The organism is Aliisedimentitalea sp. MJ-SS2, assembly GCF_032586155.1.
Lineage (GTDB): Bacteria > Pseudomonadota > Alphaproteobacteria > Rhodobacterales > Rhodobacteraceae > JAWHTC01.
The window spans coordinates 233630-252972 of the sequence record NZ_JAWHTC010000005.1 but is presented as its reverse complement, the minus strand read 5'-3'; the positions used below and the strand labels follow the sequence as shown (position 1 = coordinate 252972).

Below are 19343 nucleotides of genomic sequence, written 5' to 3'. Positions count from 1 at the left end.
GACCGGGGATGAATCTCGCCAGCAAACTCGCGGAAGAGCGCCGGATGCGCCTCGCCGCGGAAAGATTGCTTGAACAGAAACAGGCGGAATTGTTTGCGGCCAACCGCAAGCTCGGCCAACACGCGCGCAAGCTCTCGAATGAAATTGTCGAGACCCGGGCCCAAGTCAAAACCGTCCGCGACGAAAACGAAAAGGTCAAATCCGACCTCACCGTCGCCCACCACAAGGTCGAGATCGCCCATCAGAAGGTGGAAATCGCCGAGCGCCGGCTTTGGCATTCGATCGAAACCATCCGTGACGGGTTCGCCTTTTTCGACGCCGACAACCACATGATCGCGGCCAACAAAGCCTATCTCGCCTTGTTTGACGGGCTGGAAGAGGTCGGGCCGGGCGTGTCCTACCCCCGCATCCTACAATTTCTGGTCGAAGAAGGCGTTGTCGATATCGGCGATACCGCCCCGGCAGATTGGCGCAGCTCGATGCTCAAACGCTGGCAACAACCCGCGCCCCCACCCACGGTCTGGCGGCTGTGGAACGGTGAATATTACAAACTGATTGACCAGCGCAGCCACGGCGGTGACGTGGTCTCGCTGGCGCTCAATATCTCTGACACGGTACGCTATGAGAAAGAGCTAAAGGATGCCCGCACCCGGGCCGAGGACGCCGCCCGCGCCAAGGCCGCCTTCCTCGCCAACATGAGCCATGAAATTCGCACACCAATGAACGGCGTTGTCGGCATGTCCGAATTGCTGCGCGACACGACGCTGGACGACGAACAACAGCTCTATGTCGACACGATCAAGAACTCGGGCGAGGCACTCTTGGTCATTATCAACGACATTCTCGACTATTCCAAGATTGAGGCAGACAAGCTTGTCCTGCGCCCGGAACCCTTTGATCTCGAGCGCACGATCCATGAAATCGTCATGCTGCTCCAGCCCGCCGCGCGCGACAAGGGCATCGACCTGGCCGTCGATTTCGATCTCTTCCTACCCACCACCTTCACCGGAGATCGTGGCCGAATCCGCCAGATCCTGACCAATCTGATGGGCAACGCGGTGAAGTTCACCCTGTCCGGCCATGTCCTGATCCGCGTGGTCGGTGTACAGCGCGAAAACAGCTCCGATACCGACCTGCATATCAGCATTGAAGACACCGGCATCGGCATCGCCAAGGAAAAACTTGCCCACATCTTTGGTGAGTTCAATCAGGTCGAAGACGACCGCAATCGTAAGTTCGAAGGCACTGGCCTGGGTCTGGCCATCAGCCGCAAGCTGATCACACTGATGGGCGGTGAGATCTGGGTCGACAGTGAAGAGGGCAAGGGCTCGTGTTTCGGTTTCCGCATCTCGCTGCGGGCCGACGACACAAAATCCATCCATCCCCCCAGCCTGCCCAAGGTGATGCGCCGCGCCATGGTTGTCGATAGCCTCGAAGTTAACCGCATCATCCTCGCAAAACAGCTTGAAACCTTGGGGATGGCGACCGTCTCCTACCCCAGCGCCGGTGAGGCGCTGAAACAGATCGATGGCAGCATCGACCTGCTGGTCACCGATCATACCATGCCTGACATGGACGGTTTCGAACTGGCGACCGAACTTCGAAAACGCGGCCATGAGCTACCGATCATGGTCCTATCGTCATCGGTCAACTTCGCGGAAAAGGACCCCGCCATCGGCCTGGTTCAGGCCCTGCTGCAAAAGCCCACCCCGCGCAGCGAGCTATTCGCCCGGCTGCAAGACATCGGCGTTGGTCTGTCCCTTGCCGCCTTACCTGACGACCCCGCCCCGCTGGCTCAGGGCACCCCCAAGCGCGCAATGCGGGTTCTGGCGGCCGAGGACAACCGCACCAACCAGCTGGTTTTCCGCAAGATGGTCAAAACCCTCGATATCGACCTGCAATTTGCCTCGAATGGGCTCGAAGCGATCGAACTCTTTCAATCCTACGATCCCGACCTGATCTTCATGGATATCTCTATGCCCAAAATGGACGGCAAAGAAGCCACTGGCGAAATTCGCGCCCTTGAAGGCAACGGTGGCAAACATGTGCCCATCGTAGCACTCACCGCGCACGCCATGGACAGCGACCGCGATGCGATCCTCGCCGCAGGGCTGGATCACTACCTTACCAAGCCGCTGCGCAAGGCCGAGATTTTCGCGGTGATCGGCGAAAACTGTCCGGACGCTGCCCGCCCGATTGCACACGAAGAGACGGCGGCCCAATCTGCGTAGGGTGGGCTTTTAATCCTCCGCGCCTTCATCCCGCAAGAACACCCAGGAATCCCCTTCCGACATATCAGGCTGATAATCATACCCCGCCATATCGAATTTCTTGATCTCGTCCGGATCCTGCAGCCGGTTCTGAATGATAAACCGCGCCATCGACCCGCGCGCTTTCTTGGCAAAGAAGCTCACGATCTTGGGCTGACCGCCCCGCATTTCCTTGAAGACCGGGGTGATCACCCGCAGCTTCAGCGCGTCCCGATCCACCGCCCCGAAATACTCTTCGCTCGCGCAATTAATAAGCACATGCGCACCCAGTAACGCGCCTTGATCATTCAAAGCCTCGGCAATCTGGCTACCCCAGTATTCGTAAAGGTTCTTTCCGCGTGGGTTCTTCAGACGCGATCCCATCTCCATCCGGTGCGGCTCAATCGCGTCGGTGGGCCGTAAAATGCCATACATCCCCGACAGAATGCGCAGATGCTGCGCCGCCCAGTCCATTTCATCGGGTTCCAGCGACTTCGCCTCAAGCCCGGCATAAGTGTCACCATCAAAGATCAGCGCCGCCGCGCCGCGCTCCATCTTGCCGAAATCGCGATAGCGGTCGTAATTCAGCTTTGACAGTTTCTCGCTGATCTTCATCAGCTTGCCGATCTCGCCCATCGACATTCCGCGCGCCACCCCGGCCAGAGCCTCGGCCTGGTCCTGAAACATCGGCTCGGTCAGCTCGAATTTTGCCACCGGGTTTTCGTTCAGCCGCTTGGCTGGTGAAACAACGATCAACATGTCCTGCTCCCCATTTTCGCCGGTATGATTTATCCCGCGTCGCGCAGAACGTCCAGAAAGGCCGCGCCGAACCGCTCGGCCCGCCGGTCGCCCAAGAGCCTCGTCATCGCCCCCGCGTCCGAAGGTCGCATCTCAGCTACCTTCGCCAAAAGCGATGCGGTACAGCTCATCGGTTTGGCCGTACCATCCTCACCCCGAGCCAAATCGGCCTGCGCCTTCAAGAGTTGGTCATAGACACCCCCCGCCGCCCGTCCGGCCAGTTTCCGGCGACTGGGATGCACCTCCGCCACCTCACCGGCGATAACCTCAAGAAATTCACGGCCATAGCGTTCCAGCTTCTTGGCCCCAACCCCGGAAATCCCGGCCATGTCATCCAGGCTCGTCGGGCGCTTTTCGGCCATCTCGATCAGGGTGCGGTCGTTGAACACCACATAGGCCGGCACCGCCTGCTGCTCGGCCAGCGCCCGCCGCTTGGCCTTCAAGGCCGACAAGAGCGGCGCATCCTCGTCCGAAACCAGCGCCTTTACCGCCGGACGGCGTGGGGCAGATTTGATCACGTCCTTACGCAATGTGATCGCCTCATCACCCTTCAGGATAGGATGCGCGGCCTCGGTCATCTTTAGCGCACCGTGGCGTTCAGGGTCCGGGCGGCACAGGTCATGCCCCATCATCTGCCGGAAAACCGCCTGCCACTGGGGCCGCGAATACTCTTTTCCTACCGCGTAGGTCGGCAGCTCGGAATGCCCGCGTTGCCGCACCTTGTCGGTCTCGACCCCCATCAGGATATCGATCAGATGCCCCGACCCGAACCATTCCCCGGTGCGAAGCATCGCCGACAACGCCATGCGCACGGGCTGCGTCCCATCGAACGTCTCTACCGGTCGTGAACAGATGTCGCAATTGCCGCAGGCTTCGGCCTCTTCCCCGAAATACCCCAGCAAGACCTTGCGCCGGCATTCCAACGCCTCGGCCAGTCCCAACAGCGCATTCAATCGCCCATGGTCTGCGACCCGTCGTTCAGGCGGAGCCAACCCCTCGTCGATCTGAGAGCGGCGCAACCGAATGTCCTCGGGTCCGTACAAAGTCAGCGTATCGGCAGGCGCTCCATCGCGCCCGGCCCGGCCAATCTCCTGATAATAGGCTTCGATCGACTTTGGCAGGTCCGCATGCGCCACCCAGCGAATGTCGGGCTTGTCCACCCCCATGCCAAAGGCCACGGTCGCCACTACGATCAGCCCGTCCTCGGTGTTGAAGCGGTGCTCCACATGGCGACGGTCGCCGGCCTCCATCCCGCCGTGATAGTAGCAGGCATTGTGCCCTTCCTGCCGCAACGCGTGCGCCAACCCTTCGGTCTTGGATCGCGTGCCACAATAGACGATACCGGACTGCCCCTTGCGCGCCTCGGCAAAGCTCAGGATCTGTTTGCGCGGCCCATTCTTGGCCTCAAAGGCCAGGTGAATGTTGGGTCGGTCGAACCCGTGCAGGAACACCTCCGGGGCCTGCCCGTCAAACAGCCGCGCTACGATCTCCTCGCGCGTCTCGGCATCCGCCGTCGCTGTGAACGCCGCCAGCGGCACGTTCAAAGCCTGGCGCAGTTCGCCAATCCGCAGGTAATCAGGTCGAAAATCATGTCCCCATTGGCTGACGCAATGCGCCTCGTCCACGGCAATCATCCCCACGCCAATGCGCCGCAACATGCCCAGCGCCGACCCCGCCGCCAATCGTTCGGGAGCGATATAGAGAAGCTTCAGCCTCCCTGCCTCAAGCGCGTCCCACACTGCATCGGTTTCTTCCGGCGTGTTGCCGCTGGTCAATGCCCCGGCCTCGACCCCCACGGCCCGCAAGCTTCGCACCTGATCGCGCATCAGCGCAATCAAGGGCGATATCACCACCGTGACCCCCTCGCGCATCAGCGCTGGCAATTGAAAACAAAGCGACTTACCGCCACCGGTCGGCATGATTGCCAGCACGTTACGGCCCTCGGCCACCGCACTGACAATATCCTCCTGCCCGGGTCGAAACGCATCGAACCCGAATACATCGCTCAAAAGCGTGGCAGCGCTTGGCATGGACGTCCTGTTAGTGGCTTATCTGCTCTTAACTGGAACAATCACATTTTAAGAAAAGGTGAACAAGTCCTGCTTAACGCAGCAACAGCTCGGGCAGAATGAAGTCACGCAGCGAGATGATGATGATGAACGCCACCAGCGGTGCCAGGTCCAGCGGGCGGGTATCGGGCAAAACCCGACGGATCGGCTGATAGATCGGCTCGAGCAACCGATTAAGCCCGAACCAAAGCTGGTTCACGAAGGGCTGATGCAGGTTCAGGACCTGAAAGTTGATCAGCCAGCTCATGATGATATGGGCCAGCATGATGAAAAAGGCGACGTTCAGGATCAACGCCAGCGGCCCGTAGATTGCCATCATTCGTCAGGTTCCGTTGCTTATCGGTATCTTCACTGCCCCCTCAGGTAAGCGCCCGCCCGGCAAAGGGCAAGGGTGGGATCACAATCTAATCCTTGCCAGAAAAGGGTTAATCCGGTCTAACTTATTGCAGCAAATGAGGGACAATCAAAAATGAGTACAATCTCCCCGCGCAAGCGGATTTGGGGCTGGTGGTTTTTTGACTGGGCATCACAACCCTATAACACCTTGATGCTGACCTTCATTTTTGGCCCCTATTTCGCCAGGACCGTGACCGAGATGCTTGTCGGTTCAGGCATGGAAATCGGCGCGGCAAAGGCACAGGCACAGGCCTATTGGGGCTACGGGCTGACCGTGTCCGGCATCCTGATTGCCATCCTTGCACCGATCCTTGGGGCCTTCGCCGACAGCACAGGGCGACGCATGCCCTGGGTCTGGTTCTTTTCTATTCTCTACGTGTTTGGCTCGGCAGCTCTTTGGTACACCGCCCCGGATCAATTTGACGTCACTCGCACGCTGATCCTGTTCGGTATCGGGCTGATTGGGATGGAATTCGCCACGATCTTTACAAACTCGATGTTGCCGACGCTGGGTGATCGACACGAAATCGGCCGAATTTCCGGGTCGGGATGGGCCTTTGGCTATATTGGTGGCGTTGTCGCGCTGGTGATCATGCTGCTGCTGTTCCAGGCCGGTGAAAACGGCAAGACCATGCTGGGCATTGCACCGATCCTGGGCCTGGACCCGGCCACGGGCGCGGACACCCGCGCCGTCGCCCCTCTGACCGCAATCTGGTACGCGGTCTTCATGATCCCGTTCTTCCTTTGGGTGCGTGACATTCAAGACCCGGACCATATCCCCTATCACTTCGGTAAGGCATTGAAAGATCTCGGCTCCACGTTGCGCGGCCTACCCAACCACGGCAGCCTGTTAGCCTATCTCGGCTCGTCGATGTTCTATCGCGATGCGTTGAACGGCATGTATACATTCGGTGGCATCTATGCGTCGGGCGTTCTGAACTGGCCGATCATGAAGATCGGCATTTTCGGCATTATCGCCGCGCTGACCGGCGCGCTCTTCGCATGGATCGGCGGTAAGGCAGACAAGGCATTCGGGCCCAAGCCAGTGATCACGACCTGTATTTTGATCCTGCTCGGAACCGCCATCGCCATCATCATGATTTCCCCGGACAGCGTGTTTGGCATGGCCGTCGAACCGGGCTCGTCCCTACCGGACATTGCCTTCTTTGTCTGTGGTGGTCTCATCGGCGCGGCCGGGGGCGCAATCCAGTCGGCAAGCCGCACGATGATGGTCTGGCAGTCCAACCCCGAGCGTATGACCGAGGCTTTTGGCCTTTATGCGCTGTCGGGCAAGGCCACGACGTTCCTTGCACCAATGTTGATCGCTATCACCTCTGACATAAGCGGAAGTCAGCGGATCGGAATCATTCCCGTCGCAGGCCTCTTCCTTGTTGGCCTGATCCTGCTAGTCTGGGTCAAAGCCGACGGAGATCACACCAAATGGTCCGATACCTAGTAGCGCTTGTTCTAAGCCTCGTCGTTACAACGCCGGTCGCCACGGCAGAAAAACTTGCCAAGCAACAGTTCGGGGCCAAGAAATCGGCCTCGGCCCAGAAACCGGCCCCCTTCGGCAGCTATTCCAAGGGGTGTATCGCCGGGGCCGAGCGCCTGCCTGAAACCGGCCCGACCTGGCAGGCCATGCGCCTGTCGCGCAACCGCAACTGGGGCCACCCGGAAACCATCGACTTCATCAAGAAACTTTCGGCTTTCGCCGCCCGCCAAACGGGATGGAAGGGCCTCTATATCGGCGACATCTCCCAACCCCGTGGTGGACCGATGCTCACGGGCCACCGCAGCCATCAGATCGGGCTTGATATCGACATCTGGATGCTGCCGCCCAAACGGCTCGACCTGTCCCGCAAACAGCGCGAAAACATTTCCTCGATTTCACTGCGTCGTTCCAAGGGGGCCTATGTCAACGAAAACTGGACCCGCCAGCATTTCGAGGTCATGAAGGCCGCCGCCAAGGACAAACGCACGGCCCGGATCTTCGTCTTCCCCGGCGCCAAGGTGCAGATGTGCAAAATGGAGAAAGGCAACCGCAAATGGCTGCGCAAGATCCGGCCATGGTGGGGGCACCATTACCATTTCCATGTCCGCCTGAAATGCCCCAAGGGGATGCGCGGCTGCGTCAACCAAGATGCCCCACCAGCCGGCGATGGCTGCAAAGACGCGGAACAATGGGTGCAGGACATCATCAATCCCCCACCTCCCGATCCCAACGCGCAACCACGCAAGAAACGCCGGGAAATTGTGCTGGCCGACCTGCCCAAACAGTGCAGCGGCGTCCTGCGCTCGCGCTAAGGGCACCTGACGGAAAAGCTTGCCAAGCGGCTCCGGCCCCTCTATACGCCGCCCGTTCGCCATGCTGGCGAGCCATGTCGCCGCAACCATGTCAAAACGGGCTAAACCTATGACACGCTATCTTCCTGGCATCCTTGCCATGGCCGCCATTGTCGTGGCCTCCAATATCCTGGTGCAGTTCCTGCTCCTCGACGGCCTCCTCACCTGGGGTGCCTTCACCTATCCGCTGGCCTTCCTCGTCACCGACATCATGAACCGCGTCTATGGCGTGGGGCCTGCCCGCCGGGTGGTCTTTGCCGGGTTCATCACCGGCATCGCCTGTTCGCTGATCGGATCGCAGATCATGCTGCAGGGCGATGGCTATGAATATGCCGCCGTGCCGCTGCGCATTGCCATCGGCTCGGGCACCGCCTTCCTGATCGCGCAACTTACTGATGTTGCAGTGTTTAATCGCTTCCGCGGGGGTCGTTGGTGGCGCGCACCGCTGGTCTCGACCCTTGTCGGCTCGGCGCTTGATACCGCGCTGTTCTTCACCATCGCGTTTTCGGCCTCGATCTCGTTTGGCGCCAACGCCGACGCCACGATCAACTGGGCCTGGGGACCTGCCCCCTTCATGACCGTGGGGTCCGAGGCGCCGCTCTGGGTCACGCTGGCCTTTGCCGACTGGCTGGTGAAGCTTGCCATAGCCCTGATGGCACTTGTGCCCTTCCGCATCATCGTGGGGGTTCTTGCCCCCCGCACCACATGATTTTGTTGACATATGAATCGGCTGTGCCAATCTGGGCTCAGGCGAAACAAACGAAAGGAGGTGCTTCTGTGTCTATTGGGATCATGGAGAAATGCGTTGGGACAGTTTGGGAGACGCGGACCTGAGGCAACCCTCGGGTAAATGAATACCCCAAATTGGTGCACACCTAACCTTGCACCTCCTTAAATTCCGAGGGGCCGTCCATCGTCTGGACGGCCCTTTTCGTTCGAAACCGAAGCATGCGCCTGCCCGGGTGGGCGCGAATGCGCCCGCCATGGGGCGGGCGGGCGCATGCCGGGCCGCAAGCTACCCGGCGTTGACGTGGCAAACCGAACCCAAATCACTTACCTTGGCGTCATCATGCCGTTGCACATCACAGACGAAATCGAAATTGCCGACTGGGAACTGACCGAGAGCTTCGTCCGCGCCTCGGGCCCCGGCGGGCAGCATGTGAACAAGACCTCCTCGGCGGTCGAGCTTCGCTTCGAGGCCGCCCGCTCCCCCGCGCTCCCCGCCCCGGTGAAATCCCGTTTGAAACGCCTCGCAGGCCGCCGCTGGACCAAGGACGGGGCTTTGATCATCCAATGCGACGAAACCCGCCATCAAAGCCGCAACCGCGAGATCGCCCGCGACCGGCTGGCCGAGCTGATCCGCCGGGCGTTGGTCAAACCCAAACGCCGGATACCGACGAAACCGACGCGCGGGTCCAAGGAACGTCGGCTGAAGGCAAAGAAGGAGCGTGGCGAGGTGAAGAAGTTGCGGGGCAAACTGTAGGGTGGGCATTCTGCCCACCATTCGACCGTTTATTGGTGGGCAGAATGCCCACCCTACGATCAGCTACAAGTCAAACTTGAACATCAAAAAAACCTAACCGTTGTAGAGATAGGATTGCAGTTTCCCAGACAAGGCCGATTCAATCACTCTAGCTCCTCTAGCTTCCACCAAATACGAGATGCCGTTGTTTTCCTCGAGCCAGTTTTCGTAACCCACAACTTTCGGCCCTCCCAGATTGATGGCAAATTCATGTCCGTGAATTGAGAAAACTAAGTAGGTCTCGGGAACCTTCGTGAGCAACAGATCATACCCAAATCCAAATTGAACCCATTCAGACGTTTCCGGGTGTTTCATTAGGGTTTCTTCTGGGAAGTATTGCCGGTAGTGAAAAGGCCACTTTTCATAACTGTAACCAAAGCGAGCATACTCGCGGATACTGTCATAATGATCAGTGTGCAGAATCTCCAAACACTCGAGGTAGTTCATCCCCAAAATAAAGCGCCTACAAATCGCTTCGAACGCCATTTTAGCCAAGAAACGAGACATCGCCTTCTCAGGCGGGATGAACTCATTTGAAAACCTGAGTAGCGTTGGAGCACCGGTTAAATCGTTGAATCTTCTAAATCGCTCAATTTCCTCATGTTGGCTTTCTCGCTCAGGCCTGATTTCGGGAGTATTGGTTTTCTTGTCCAGCCGCAAACCTACTTGGAACTCAGTTCCAAACAAGTCGCCTTTCCAAAAGGGCATTTTGCCTTTCTTGTTAGGAGTTTGATATCGCGCTCGAAGATTGCGAAATGACTCATGACTGAGCAAAGGGCCTTCAACGCTACTAGCAAAATAGTTGTTGCATTTGTCACAAACCACGCCTTTTGGCAGATTGTGCCTCTCGCTTTTGTTCCCAAGGGCCTCGGGCACTATGTGCTCCACACTCTTCGAGAGAGAACTGTTCTCTTTGCAAAATAGACAAATCATGTCCTGCCAGACCTAAACCACAACCTCCATCCGTTCCTGCTCACCCACCCCGAACACCCGTTTATACCGCTCGATCTGCGCGGCGGGCCCCATCGCCTTGTTGGGGTTGTCCGAGAGCTTGACCGTCGGGCGGCCATTGGCGGCGACGGCTTTGCAGACGAGGCTGAACGGGGCGAGCGCGTCCCCGCCCGTCAGGCCCCGGAAATCATTGGTCAAAAGCGTGCCCCAGCCAAACGAGACCTTGGCGCGGCCATGGAATTGGGAATGCAGCTCGATAATCTTGTCCACGTCGAGCCCATCGGAGAAGATGATCAGCTTGTCACGCGGGTCCTCACCGCGGGATTTCCACCAGTCAATCGCCACCTCGGCCCCGGTCGCCGGGTCGCCTGAGTCAATGCGGATGCCGGTCCAGCCCGCCAGCCAGTCGGGCGCACGATCAAGGAACCCGCGCGTGCCATAGGTGTCGGGCAGGATGATGCGCAGGTTGCCGTCATGTTCGCGGTGCCAGTCGGCCAGCACGTCATAGGGGGCCTGGGCCAGCGCGGCATCATCCTCGGCCAGCGCGGAATAGACCATGGGCAGTTCGTGGGCGTTGGTGCCAATTGCCTCGATATCGCGGTGCATGGCGATGCGGCAGTTCGAGGTGCCGACGAACTTGTCGCCCAGCCCTTCGATCATCGCCTGTACGCACCAGTCCTGCCAGAGATAGGAATGCCGCCGCCGCGTGCCGAAATCGGCGATGCGCAGCCCGTCGATGCCGCGCAGTTTCTCGACCTTTTCCCAGAGCTTGGTCATGGCGCGGGCATAGAGCACCTGAAGCTCGAACTTGCGCATGTTGTTGAGCACGGCGCGGCCGCGCAGCTCCATCAGCACGGCGAGCGCGGGGATTTCCCACAACATGACCTCGTGCCATTTGCCCTCGAAGGTCAGCTCGTACTGACCGTCGTGTTTTTCCAATTGGTAGTCCGGTAACGACATGCTCTCGAACCATTGCATGAAGTCCGGGTGGAACATCTGGCGCTTGCCATAAAAGGTGTTGCCGCGCAGGAAGGTCGACTCGCCGCGCGAAAGCGACAGCGAGCGGATGTGGTCAAGCTGCTCGCGCAGTTCGCCCTCGTCGATCAGCTCGGCCAGGCGGACGTTTTTCGAGCGGTTGATCAGCGAGAAGGTGACGGTTTCATCGGGTTTATTGTGGAACACCGACTGGCACATCAACAGCTTGTAGAAATCATTGTCGATCAGCGACCGCACGATCGGGTCGATCTTCCATTTGTGGTTCCACACGCGGGTTGCGATATCCAAGGCCCTGCCCTCTCGATGGCTGCGAAGCCCGTATTATGCCGATTTACCCTGCGTCTTAAAGGGGAATCACGCCCCCCTTGCGCCGGGGTTTGACAGGGCATGAAGCAGGTCGCTTTTGCGCAGCGGCTTGGTCAGGAACCCGTCCATGCCTGCACTGAGGCAGACCGCCTTGTCGCTGGCAAATGCATTGGCGGTAAGCGCGATGATCCGCGGCCGAGTGGCGTGCGATTTGCGGATCACGCGTGTTGCCGCCAGCCCGTCCATCACAGGCATCGCCATGTCCATCAGCACGATGTCGGGATCATGCTCGGCCACCATATCAACGGCCTGTTTGCCGTTGTCGGCAAAATGCAGGCTCAGCGGCTGATCCTTGAGGTATTTCTTCAACAGAAGCTGGTTGGTCTTGTTGTCCTCAGCCACCAGCACCGTTTTGCCCTCAAGGGCGTCCGGTGCCCCGCAATCGCGTGGGACCGTCTCTTCCAACTCGGAGCTGGCCTTGGCAAATAGCACCGTCACGGTAAAGCACGAGCCCTCGCCGTGGAATGAGCTGACCTCGATATCGCCGCCCATCTCGCGCGCCAGCAGACGGGAAATGGCAAGCCCCAGCCCGGTGCCACCGAACTCGCGCGTGGTGGCGGCATCGGCCTGAGCAAATTCCTCGAACACCTGTTCCAGCCGGCCTTCGGGGATGCCGATTCCGGTGTCCTTCACCGCGAAACTCAATCGGTGACCATCCTGGCCGGTGTGGCAGGACATGCTGACCGTTACCCCCCCTTGGGACGTGAACTTGACGGCATTGCCGATGATGTTGATCAGGATCTGTCGCAGCCGTCCGTCATCGCCCAGCACCCGCTCGGGCAGCGCGGTCTGCGCCACCACGTCGACATAAAGCCCCTTCTTGCGCGCCTCGGGGGTCAGAAGCATCACCGCCTCATCCACCGGCGCCAGCAGGGTGAACTCCACCGCGTGGGTGGCCGGTTTGCCCGCCGCCAGTTTCGAGAAATCCAGAATGTCATTGATGATCGTCAACAGCGCCTCGCCCGAACGGCGGATGGTTTCGACATAATGCCGGTTCTCGCGGCTCAGATCGGCCTCGCTCAGCAGGTCCGCCATTCCGATAATGCCGTTCATCGGTGTGCGAATCTCGTGGCTCATCGCTGCCAGGAACTGGGCCTTGGCCTCTTCGCCCTTCTCGGCGTCCTCTTTAGCCTGGGCCAGTTGCGACTCGCGCATCTTGATATCAGTGATGTCGCGCTCAATCGCGATCGAAAACTCTATGTTACCAGTGGCATCACGCACTGGCACCAAGTTGACACCCATCCAAATTCGCCGCCCATCCTTGGTCTGGTTCAGGACCTGGCTGCGATGGGGCTGCCCTTCGATCACCGCGCGTCCGATTGCGTCGCTCACGTCCTTCTCGGTTTCAGGCGCGTTCAAAAGGTCGGGCGGACATTCGCCAATGGCCTCTTCCCGGGTATAACCCGTGATCCGGGTGAACCCCTCGTTGACCCAGACGATCCGGCCATCGGGGCCGGACATGATCACGCTGTCGTTGGCATGCTGCGCCACAAGCGCCAGCGAGCGGGTTTCCTTTTCCTTGGCTTCCAGTTCGTGATTGGCGCGGGCAAGCTCCACCCCGTAAATGAACAATTCACGGGCACGATCATGCTGGTTTGTTGCACTGGCCAGGGTGGAGCGAACGAAAACAGAAAAGATGTAGGACATGATCAGGGCCGCGACGAAATCAAACACGGCAAATTTCTGCGCACCCGGCAACCACAGGAAGCCGATCAGGAACAGCACCGGCACCGTCCCCCCCAACACGATCAGACGGGCGAAACCCGCCCGGCGGTGAAACGGCAGCACCACGGCGGCATTGGTCGATGCGCCAAGAAGGAAGGTCAATGCAAAGACAGAGATTGGAAACTCGTCCGTCCCGAACCAGGCAATACCGACACCTATTGCCGTGGTCAGCGCCTGGAATGCCGCCGTCACGGTCGATATCCAGGCAGTCGATGCAAATCTACCCGGCCGCGCCAGGCGTCTGGGCACGCCCCGGAGATAGAGACAATCCACTGCCTCGCCGGTCAGTCCGATCATGCCGGCAATCACCCCCACCTGTGGCGACACCAGGATGGCCAGACCGACCACCCCCAGCACCGTCATGATTTGCCGCCACCAGAACAATCGGACGCGGGCACGCGCATAGCGCTCCAACAGGCCCGCCGGGCTATTTCGCGCATCGAATTCTGCGAGTTGTCGCTCGATTTCCTGTACATCTGCAGCCATGATCGTGCGGGCCCTTGGGTTCGCTCGGCTACCGGCCTAACGCCCAAGGGTTAAGGTCCGGCAAATCCCGTCGCGCCACAGCCCCGCATTTCCAATCAAATTGCCAACGTGCCGGGATCAGTCCAGGAAGACCCCGGCCTCGGTCATGCCTGCCTCGGCTACCGCCAACGAGCCATCAAGATCGATAGCCCGGCACAACGCGCGCGCCACCGTTACCTGGAAGCCCAACTTTGCCGCGTCCACTGCCGAGAAGCTGACGCAGAAATCCGTGGCCAACCCGACAAAGGTCAGCGAACTAATTCCACGGCTGTGCAACCAGCCTTCAAGCCCGGTCGGCGTGACATGGTCATTCTCGAAAAACGCCGAGTAACTGTCGACGGCCGGGTTCATCCCCTTGCGTTGGATCATCGTTGCCCGGTCGACGATCAGGTCGCGGTGGAAATGCGCGCCATGGCTGCCCTGAACACAGTGGTCGGGCCACAGCACTTGGGTCCCATAGGGCATTTCGGTGGTCCCGAACGGCGCCTTGCCCTCGTGGCTGCTGGCGAACGAGGAATGCCCGGCAGGATGCCAATCCTGGGTCAGCACGACGGTGTCGAATTCGCCCATCAACGCGTTGATCCCCGGCACGATCTCGTCCCCGCCGGCCACGGCCAGCGCCCCGCCGGGGCAGAAATCATTCTGTACGTCAATCACTATCAGAGCTTTCGTCATGCCACACCTCCAAGCAATTCGGCCCCGACACTGACCGTCCGGTCGAACGCGGTCAACCACTTCGGCTTACCGATCCGGCCCGTTGGTCATCTGCAGTACCATCAGCGCCGCGTCGATTCCTCTTACCATGCCACCCGGTGCATAAGGCCCATAGCTGTTGCCCTTGACACGGAACCGAACCTCGACTTGGCCGCCAGGAGCATCACGAAAATTGAACCGGTAATAACTGGTCTGGCTTTCCAGGCTGTTGGCAATCACACTCTGCAACCCGGCACGTGTCATCCGCCCGTCGAAATCGCGCCCCCAGTTGATATCCACGTCGATCCGCGACTTGCCCGCCTCGGGCCCCTCTCCCACTTTCGCCAATCCCTCGACCGTCAGATCAAGAGGTTGCAGATAGGGGTAGTCATAATAGTTGCTCGCGATCTTGAGGATCACCGCCGGCAGCGCCAGAAGGACCACGATCAGGATCGGACGCAGTATACTGTTTGTGCCGCCCATGTCTGCGCCCTCGGCCTCTGGATTGACGGCGCATTGTCCCACGTCCGGCCTGACAAAGGGTTAAGCACGCGCCACCGCATGACGCCCGGTTTTCCTTCCTCCCTCCTGGCTTTGGTGGTTTACTCGGCCTCAGAGAGCATTTGGACATCAAGGGGAGTTACCATGACCAGATTGAACCGCCGCCACGCGCTTGGCCTGATGGGGGCTGCTGCCGCCTCGTCGCTTGCAGCGCCTGCCATCGCGATGAACAAGAAGATCACCGTCGGCGCGCTGCGCTTCACTTCGCATTCCGCCAGCTTCATCGGGGTCGAGCGTAGCTATTTCGCCGAAGCCGGCCTCGATGTTGAGTTGAAATTCTTCCAGGCGGCCCAGCCGATGGCCGTAGCGATTGCCAGCGGTGACGTCGATTATGCCGTGACCGCCATTTCCGGTGGCCTGATCTCGCTTGCGGACAAGGGCGCGATCAAGGTGATCGGCGGTTGTCTATCCGAAGAACCCGGCATCGACGGGCAGAAGATTCTCGCCAGCGACGCTGCCTTCCAGGCCGGGCTGACCTCGCCCAAGATGCTGGACGGAAAAAGCTATGGCATGACCACTGCAGGCAGCTCGTTCCACTATATGGGCAGCAAAGTCGCCGCCGCAGAAGGCGTAACCGCCAAGTTCAAACCGCTGCAAAAGGTCGGCGCCATCATCGGTGCACTGAAATCCGGCCAGATCGACGCCTGGTCGATCGTACCCCATATCGCCAAACCGCTGGCAAAGTCGGGTAAGGTCCACATCATCGGCAATATCTCGGACTACCTACCTAACTATCAGGTCACGACCGTTTTTACCTCGGCCAAGAATGCCGCGGAAGAAAGTGACATGACCTCCGGTTTCCTTGCCGGTTTCTCCAAGGGGGTCGAGGATTACAACACCACCATGATCGACAAGGCCCATGGCGACGATGGCGTCAACGCGATGGTCGATCTGATCCACAAATATGTCTACACCGACCGACCCCGCGAAAAGGCGGCCCCGTCGATCATCAATGGCACCATGCGGCTCAATCCCGGCGCGGCGCTCAACACCGCTTCGGTCAGTGATCAGCTGGAATGGTTCAAGTCCGAAGGGCTGGTGGACGCTGGTATCACGATGGATACCCTGGTCGACACGTCCTACGTCAAGACGATGGGTTAACGGCGGGCTAACCGCTCGGCCCGACCTCACGGCCGGGCTCGCAATATCAAGGGCCGCGATGGAACTGCGACTGGAAAACGTCTGCCATGCCTATGGCGAGACCGAAGTCCTGCGGGACATCACCCTGACCGTCCCGCGCGGCCGGATCGTCTGTATCGTCGGGCCCTCGGGCTGTGGCAAGTCGACGCTTTTGCGGATGATGGGCGGGCTGGAGCGCCCCGACCGGGGCGAGGTGCTGCAAGTCGGCGCACCGCCCCAGGGGTGCCTCAACCCTCTTACCTACGTGTTTCAGGATTTCGCCCTGCTGCCCTGGCGCAGCGTCGAAGGCAATGTCGCACTGGCGCTTGAAGACCACCGGACTGGCCGCGCCCGTCAGGCCGAGATCATCTCTGATGTTCTGTCCCGCACCAACCTGACCGAATTCGCGCGCGCCCTGCCCCGGCAGCTTTCGGGCGGAATGAAACAGCGTGTCGCCATCGCCCGTGCCCTGGCGGTGAACCCCGCCGTGATGCTGCTGGATGAACCGCTTTCAGCGCTTGATGCCCAGACGCGGGCCCTCCTCATGGATGACCTTGTCGGCCTATGGACGCGCGCACCTTTTACCGCCGTCTATGTCACCCACAACCTGGCCGAGGCCGTGCGTCTGGGCCACCAGATCGTCGTCCTGTCCCGCCGCCCCGGCCAAATCCGTGAAGTGGTTGAAATCGACGCTCCGCTCGAAGCGCGCGACAATGCCGATCCAGCGCTCGAAGCCAAACGTGAACACCTCTGGACCCTGATGCGGGACGAGGCCCGTGCCGCTGATGCGGAGCTCTCCCATGTCTGACCCCAACACACGCCCCGTTCCCTTTCGCGGCGGCGGATTTGCCCCGCGCCCGCGCCGAGGCATCGGCCTGATCGTCTTTATCGCCCTGATCGCCCTGGCCGAAATCGGCACAAGAACCGGTTGGATCACGGCTTTGACTCTGCCCCGTCCCTCGGACGTGCTCGCCACATTTGGCGAGCTGTGGAATTCGGGGCTGTTGTTCAAACACCTGCAACCTTCGCTGACCCGTTTGATAGTTGGGGCCACTCTCGGTGCCTCGGTCGGCATTTCAGTGGGCGTTTTGATCGCGCTGTTTTCCTATATCCGCGCAGGGCTTGTCCCGCTTGTGGCTGCCCTGTTCCCGATCCCCAAAATCGCGCTTCTGCCGCTGTTCGTGATCTGGTTCGGCATTGATGAAGGATCAAAATACGCCCTCATTGCCTTTGGTACCTTCACACCTACCGTTGTCGCCACCTATGGCGCAGTCGACAATGTTGACCGGGGGCTGATCCGCATGGGTCAGAGTTTCGGCCTGACGTGGTTCTCCATCGTTCGCAAAATCGTCCTGCCCGGCGCCATGCCCGGCATCCTGTCGGGGCTACGAGTCAGCCTGGCAATTGCTATCATCCTTCTGGTCGCCGCCGAGATGCTGGGCGCGGAATACGGCATCGGCGCCTATATTCTCGAGGCCGGATCGCTTTATGATCTGGAACGGCTCTTTGCCGGGGTCGTGATCCTGTCGATCCTCGGAGTGCTGGTTTCCGCTGGCATCACCCGGGTCGAAAAACGCGTGCTACGCTGGCGAGGGTGAACCGGGGTTGGGTTGCGTCGGACACAGTCGGTTCTGGCCCGATCCGGGCTTTCGAATTGCTTACGCAATCCGACAAGGTGCAAAATGCCATGCATTTTGTCGCCGAGTTTTCGGCTGGGGGGGGGGCGCTGCCCCCCAGACCCCCCGGGATATTTCTGGCAAAAGGAAGAGGTAGGGCGGGGTGTTTGAATGACCCTTGAGGCAAACCCCATCAGTTAATGATCAGATATTGTCGTTGATCGTCGTCCCCAGCCCGATCGCCGTGCCGAGCAGCGACATGATCGTGCGGACCGCGGTCACCGGGCTCTCGGTTGCCAGCACCGTATCGCGCGGATTGATCTCGAACTTGCGCGCGGCAAAAAGCCCGTCCGCCGTGGTCAGATCGAAGGTAAAGACCACCTGTTGCATCTCGGGGCCCTTGCCGTCGCGCCGTACCTGCTTGGCCGTGTAGTCGCGCAGCACCAGCACCCCCTTGGGATTGGCGCGGCTGTCCGACAACCCGCCGATGATCGACAGCACCTCAAGCGCGGTCAGCTGTTCCTTTTCGAAGTGCACCAATTCCTCGCGCCCGGTGGCGCCCAGCGCGGTGAAATAGCGTTGATCCTCTTCCACCAACACCTTGTCATTGCCGCGGATCACCACGTTTTTCGACGCATTGGCAAACAGGTCGTCGGCCCGGACTTCGTAGGTCTTGCCGCTGCGGATCAAGCGCACCAGCGGATTGCGCAGCTTGTTCGAAATGCCGCCACCGCGGGCAATCAGGCTCAGGATCGTGATGTTGCGCCCTTCCAGCGGATAGGCTCCCGGTTTGGCCACCCCGCTGACAAGATCGGCCGAGTTGCTTTGCCCGGACCGATGCGACAACTGCACCTGCGCGTCGGGCGACACCGGCAAAAGTGCCTCCTGGATCTTTTCCCGAGCGGCCTGGGGCGACAATCCGTTGATCCGCATATCCTGGACATAGGGCACGAAAATATCGCCCGTCGGTGACACCACCAGGCCCCGCATCTCGACCACCTTGTCGCCGTTCGGGGTCAGGAGCGAGTTTTCCTGGCTGTCCCAGATCACCAGATCGACCACATCTCCCGGCCGGATCAGGGTTCCCGCCGGTCCCCGGCTGCCGCTCAACCAACGATATCCGCCGGCCCACCCGGTCGCAGGCCATTTGCGCAGCGCCGCCACATTGGCGCGCGTCACTTCGACCACCTGGAAGGATGGCGCGTCCTTGTCCTGTTCCTTGAGAATTTCCTTGACCATACCGGCACCACGCGGAAGCGTGCACCCGGCCAGGAACACCATGGCTGCCAAAAGCAGAAAACGTTTTGTTACCACCTGCACAACCGCCCCCTGACAGCCAATATGACGTGTTGTATTGCCTATAACACGCTATATGCGGGGGTGGTAAACTAAAAATTCCTATCGACCGGGGGAC

The 19343-nt window shown here is 59.9% G+C and carries 17 protein-coding genes; 8 read left to right on the top strand and 9 right to left on the bottom strand.

Going from position 1 to position 19343, the window contains the following annotated elements:
* The first annotated feature begins 8 nt into the window (after positions 1–8).
* Positions 9–2231: a response regulator gene (locus RXV86_RS18845; RefSeq protein ID WP_316301948.1), complete on the top strand. Its 2223-nt coding sequence runs from the start codon at positions 9–11 to the stop codon at positions 2229–2231.
* Positions 2232–2240: 9 nt separating this feature from the next.
* Here the strand turns inward: RXV86_RS18845 and yaaA are convergent, their stop codons facing one another.
* The 3 genes from yaaA to RXV86_RS18830 all read right to left on the bottom strand — a co-directional run bounded on the left by yaaA (position 2241) and on the right by RXV86_RS18830 (position 5435).
* Positions 2241–3008: a peroxide stress protein YaaA gene (gene yaaA, locus RXV86_RS18840; RefSeq protein WP_316301947.1), complete on the bottom strand. Its 768-nt coding sequence runs from the start codon at positions 3006–3008 to the stop codon at positions 2241–2243.
* Between the two features lie 29 nt (positions 3009–3037).
* Positions 3038–5077 (bottom strand): DNA helicase RecQ, encoded by a 2040-nt coding sequence (recQ, locus tag RXV86_RS18835; RefSeq protein WP_316301946.1) that lies wholly within the window; start codon positions 5075–5077, stop codon positions 3038–3040.
* 73 nt (positions 5078–5150) lie between these two features.
* The gene (locus RXV86_RS18830; RefSeq protein ID WP_316301944.1) at positions 5151–5435 is read right to left on the bottom strand and encodes a YggT family protein; all 285 of its coding nucleotides are present in this window, start codon (positions 5433–5435) and stop codon (positions 5151–5153) included.
* A 150-nt stretch (positions 5436–5585) separates the two neighbouring features.
* On the opposite strand from RXV86_RS18830, the gene RXV86_RS18825 reads away from it, so the two are divergent.
* The 4 genes from RXV86_RS18825 to arfB all read left to right on the top strand — a co-directional run bounded on the left by RXV86_RS18825 (position 5586) and on the right by arfB (position 9338).
* A complete protein-coding gene (locus tag RXV86_RS18825) occupies positions 5586–6968 on the top strand; it encodes an MFS transporter (RefSeq protein ID WP_316301942.1) in 1383 nt (460 codons plus the stop codon).
* Positions 6953–7816: a penicillin-insensitive murein endopeptidase gene (gene mepA / locus RXV86_RS18820; protein WP_316301941.1), complete on the top strand. Its 864-nt coding sequence runs from the start codon at positions 6953–6955 to the stop codon at positions 7814–7816. Before RXV86_RS18825 ends, mepA begins: the two co-directional genes overlap by 16 nt.
* Positions 7817–7925: 109 nt before the next feature.
* On the top strand, positions 7926–8564 hold the full coding sequence (locus RXV86_RS18815) for a queuosine precursor transporter (protein WP_316301940.1): 639 nt from the start codon (positions 7926–7928) through the stop codon (positions 8562–8564).
* A gap of 360 nt (positions 8565–8924) precedes the next feature.
* A complete protein-coding gene (arfB, locus tag RXV86_RS18810) occupies positions 8925–9338 on the top strand; it encodes an alternative ribosome rescue aminoacyl-tRNA hydrolase ArfB (protein WP_316302300.1) in 414 nt (137 codons plus the stop codon).
* A 93-nt stretch (positions 9339–9431) separates the two neighbouring features.
* Here the strand turns inward: arfB and RXV86_RS18805 are convergent, their stop codons facing one another.
* The 5 genes from RXV86_RS18805 to RXV86_RS18785 form a co-directional block, all read right to left on the bottom strand.
* Positions 9432–10310, bottom strand: coding sequence for an HNH endonuclease (locus RXV86_RS18805; protein ID WP_316301939.1), 879 nt, complete (start codon positions 10308–10310; stop codon positions 9432–9434).
* A gap of 12 nt (positions 10311–10322) precedes the next feature.
* The gene (gene pncB / locus RXV86_RS18800; RefSeq protein ID WP_316301937.1) at positions 10323–11612 is read right to left on the bottom strand and encodes a nicotinate phosphoribosyltransferase; all 1290 of its coding nucleotides are present in this window, start codon (positions 11610–11612) and stop codon (positions 10323–10325) included.
* Between the two features lie 66 nt (positions 11613–11678).
* Positions 11679–13901, bottom strand: a complete 2223-nt coding sequence (locus RXV86_RS18795; protein ID WP_316301935.1) for an ATP-binding protein — start codon at positions 13899–13901, stop codon at positions 11679–11681.
* A gap of 117 nt (positions 13902–14018) precedes the next feature.
* Positions 14019–14615, bottom strand: coding sequence for a bifunctional nicotinamidase/pyrazinamidase (pncA, locus tag RXV86_RS18790; RefSeq protein ID WP_316301933.1), 597 nt, complete (start codon positions 14613–14615; stop codon positions 14019–14021).
* Between the two features lie 66 nt (positions 14616–14681).
* On the bottom strand, positions 14682–15116 hold the full coding sequence (locus RXV86_RS18785) for a hypothetical protein (protein ID WP_316301931.1): 435 nt from the start codon (positions 15114–15116) through the stop codon (positions 14682–14684).
* Positions 15117–15278: 162 nt separating this feature from the next.
* Here RXV86_RS18785 and RXV86_RS18780 point away from each other — a divergent pair, with 162 nt between their 5' ends.
* From RXV86_RS18780 to RXV86_RS18770, 3 genes are read left to right on the top strand one after another with little or no spacing between them, the layout of a single operon-like run.
* Entirely contained in the window at positions 15279–16295 is a 1017-nt protein-coding gene (locus RXV86_RS18780; RefSeq protein ID WP_316301929.1) for an ABC transporter substrate-binding protein, read from the top strand.
* Between the two features lie 58 nt (positions 16296–16353).
* A complete protein-coding gene (locus RXV86_RS18775; RefSeq protein WP_316301927.1) occupies positions 16354–17121 on the top strand; it encodes an ABC transporter ATP-binding protein in 768 nt (255 codons plus the stop codon).
* Positions 17114–17911, top strand: a complete 798-nt coding sequence (locus tag RXV86_RS18770; protein WP_316301925.1) for an ABC transporter permease — start codon at positions 17114–17116, stop codon at positions 17909–17911. Before RXV86_RS18775 ends, RXV86_RS18770 begins: the two co-directional genes overlap by 8 nt.
* Before the next feature lie 222 nt (positions 17912–18133).
* Here the strand turns inward: RXV86_RS18770 and RXV86_RS18765 are convergent, their stop codons facing one another.
* Complete coding sequence (locus RXV86_RS18765; protein ID WP_316301923.1) at positions 18134–19249, bottom strand: polysaccharide biosynthesis/export family protein; 1116 nt, start codon at positions 19247–19249, stop codon at positions 18134–18136.
* Between the last annotated feature and the right edge of the window lie 94 nt (positions 19250–19343).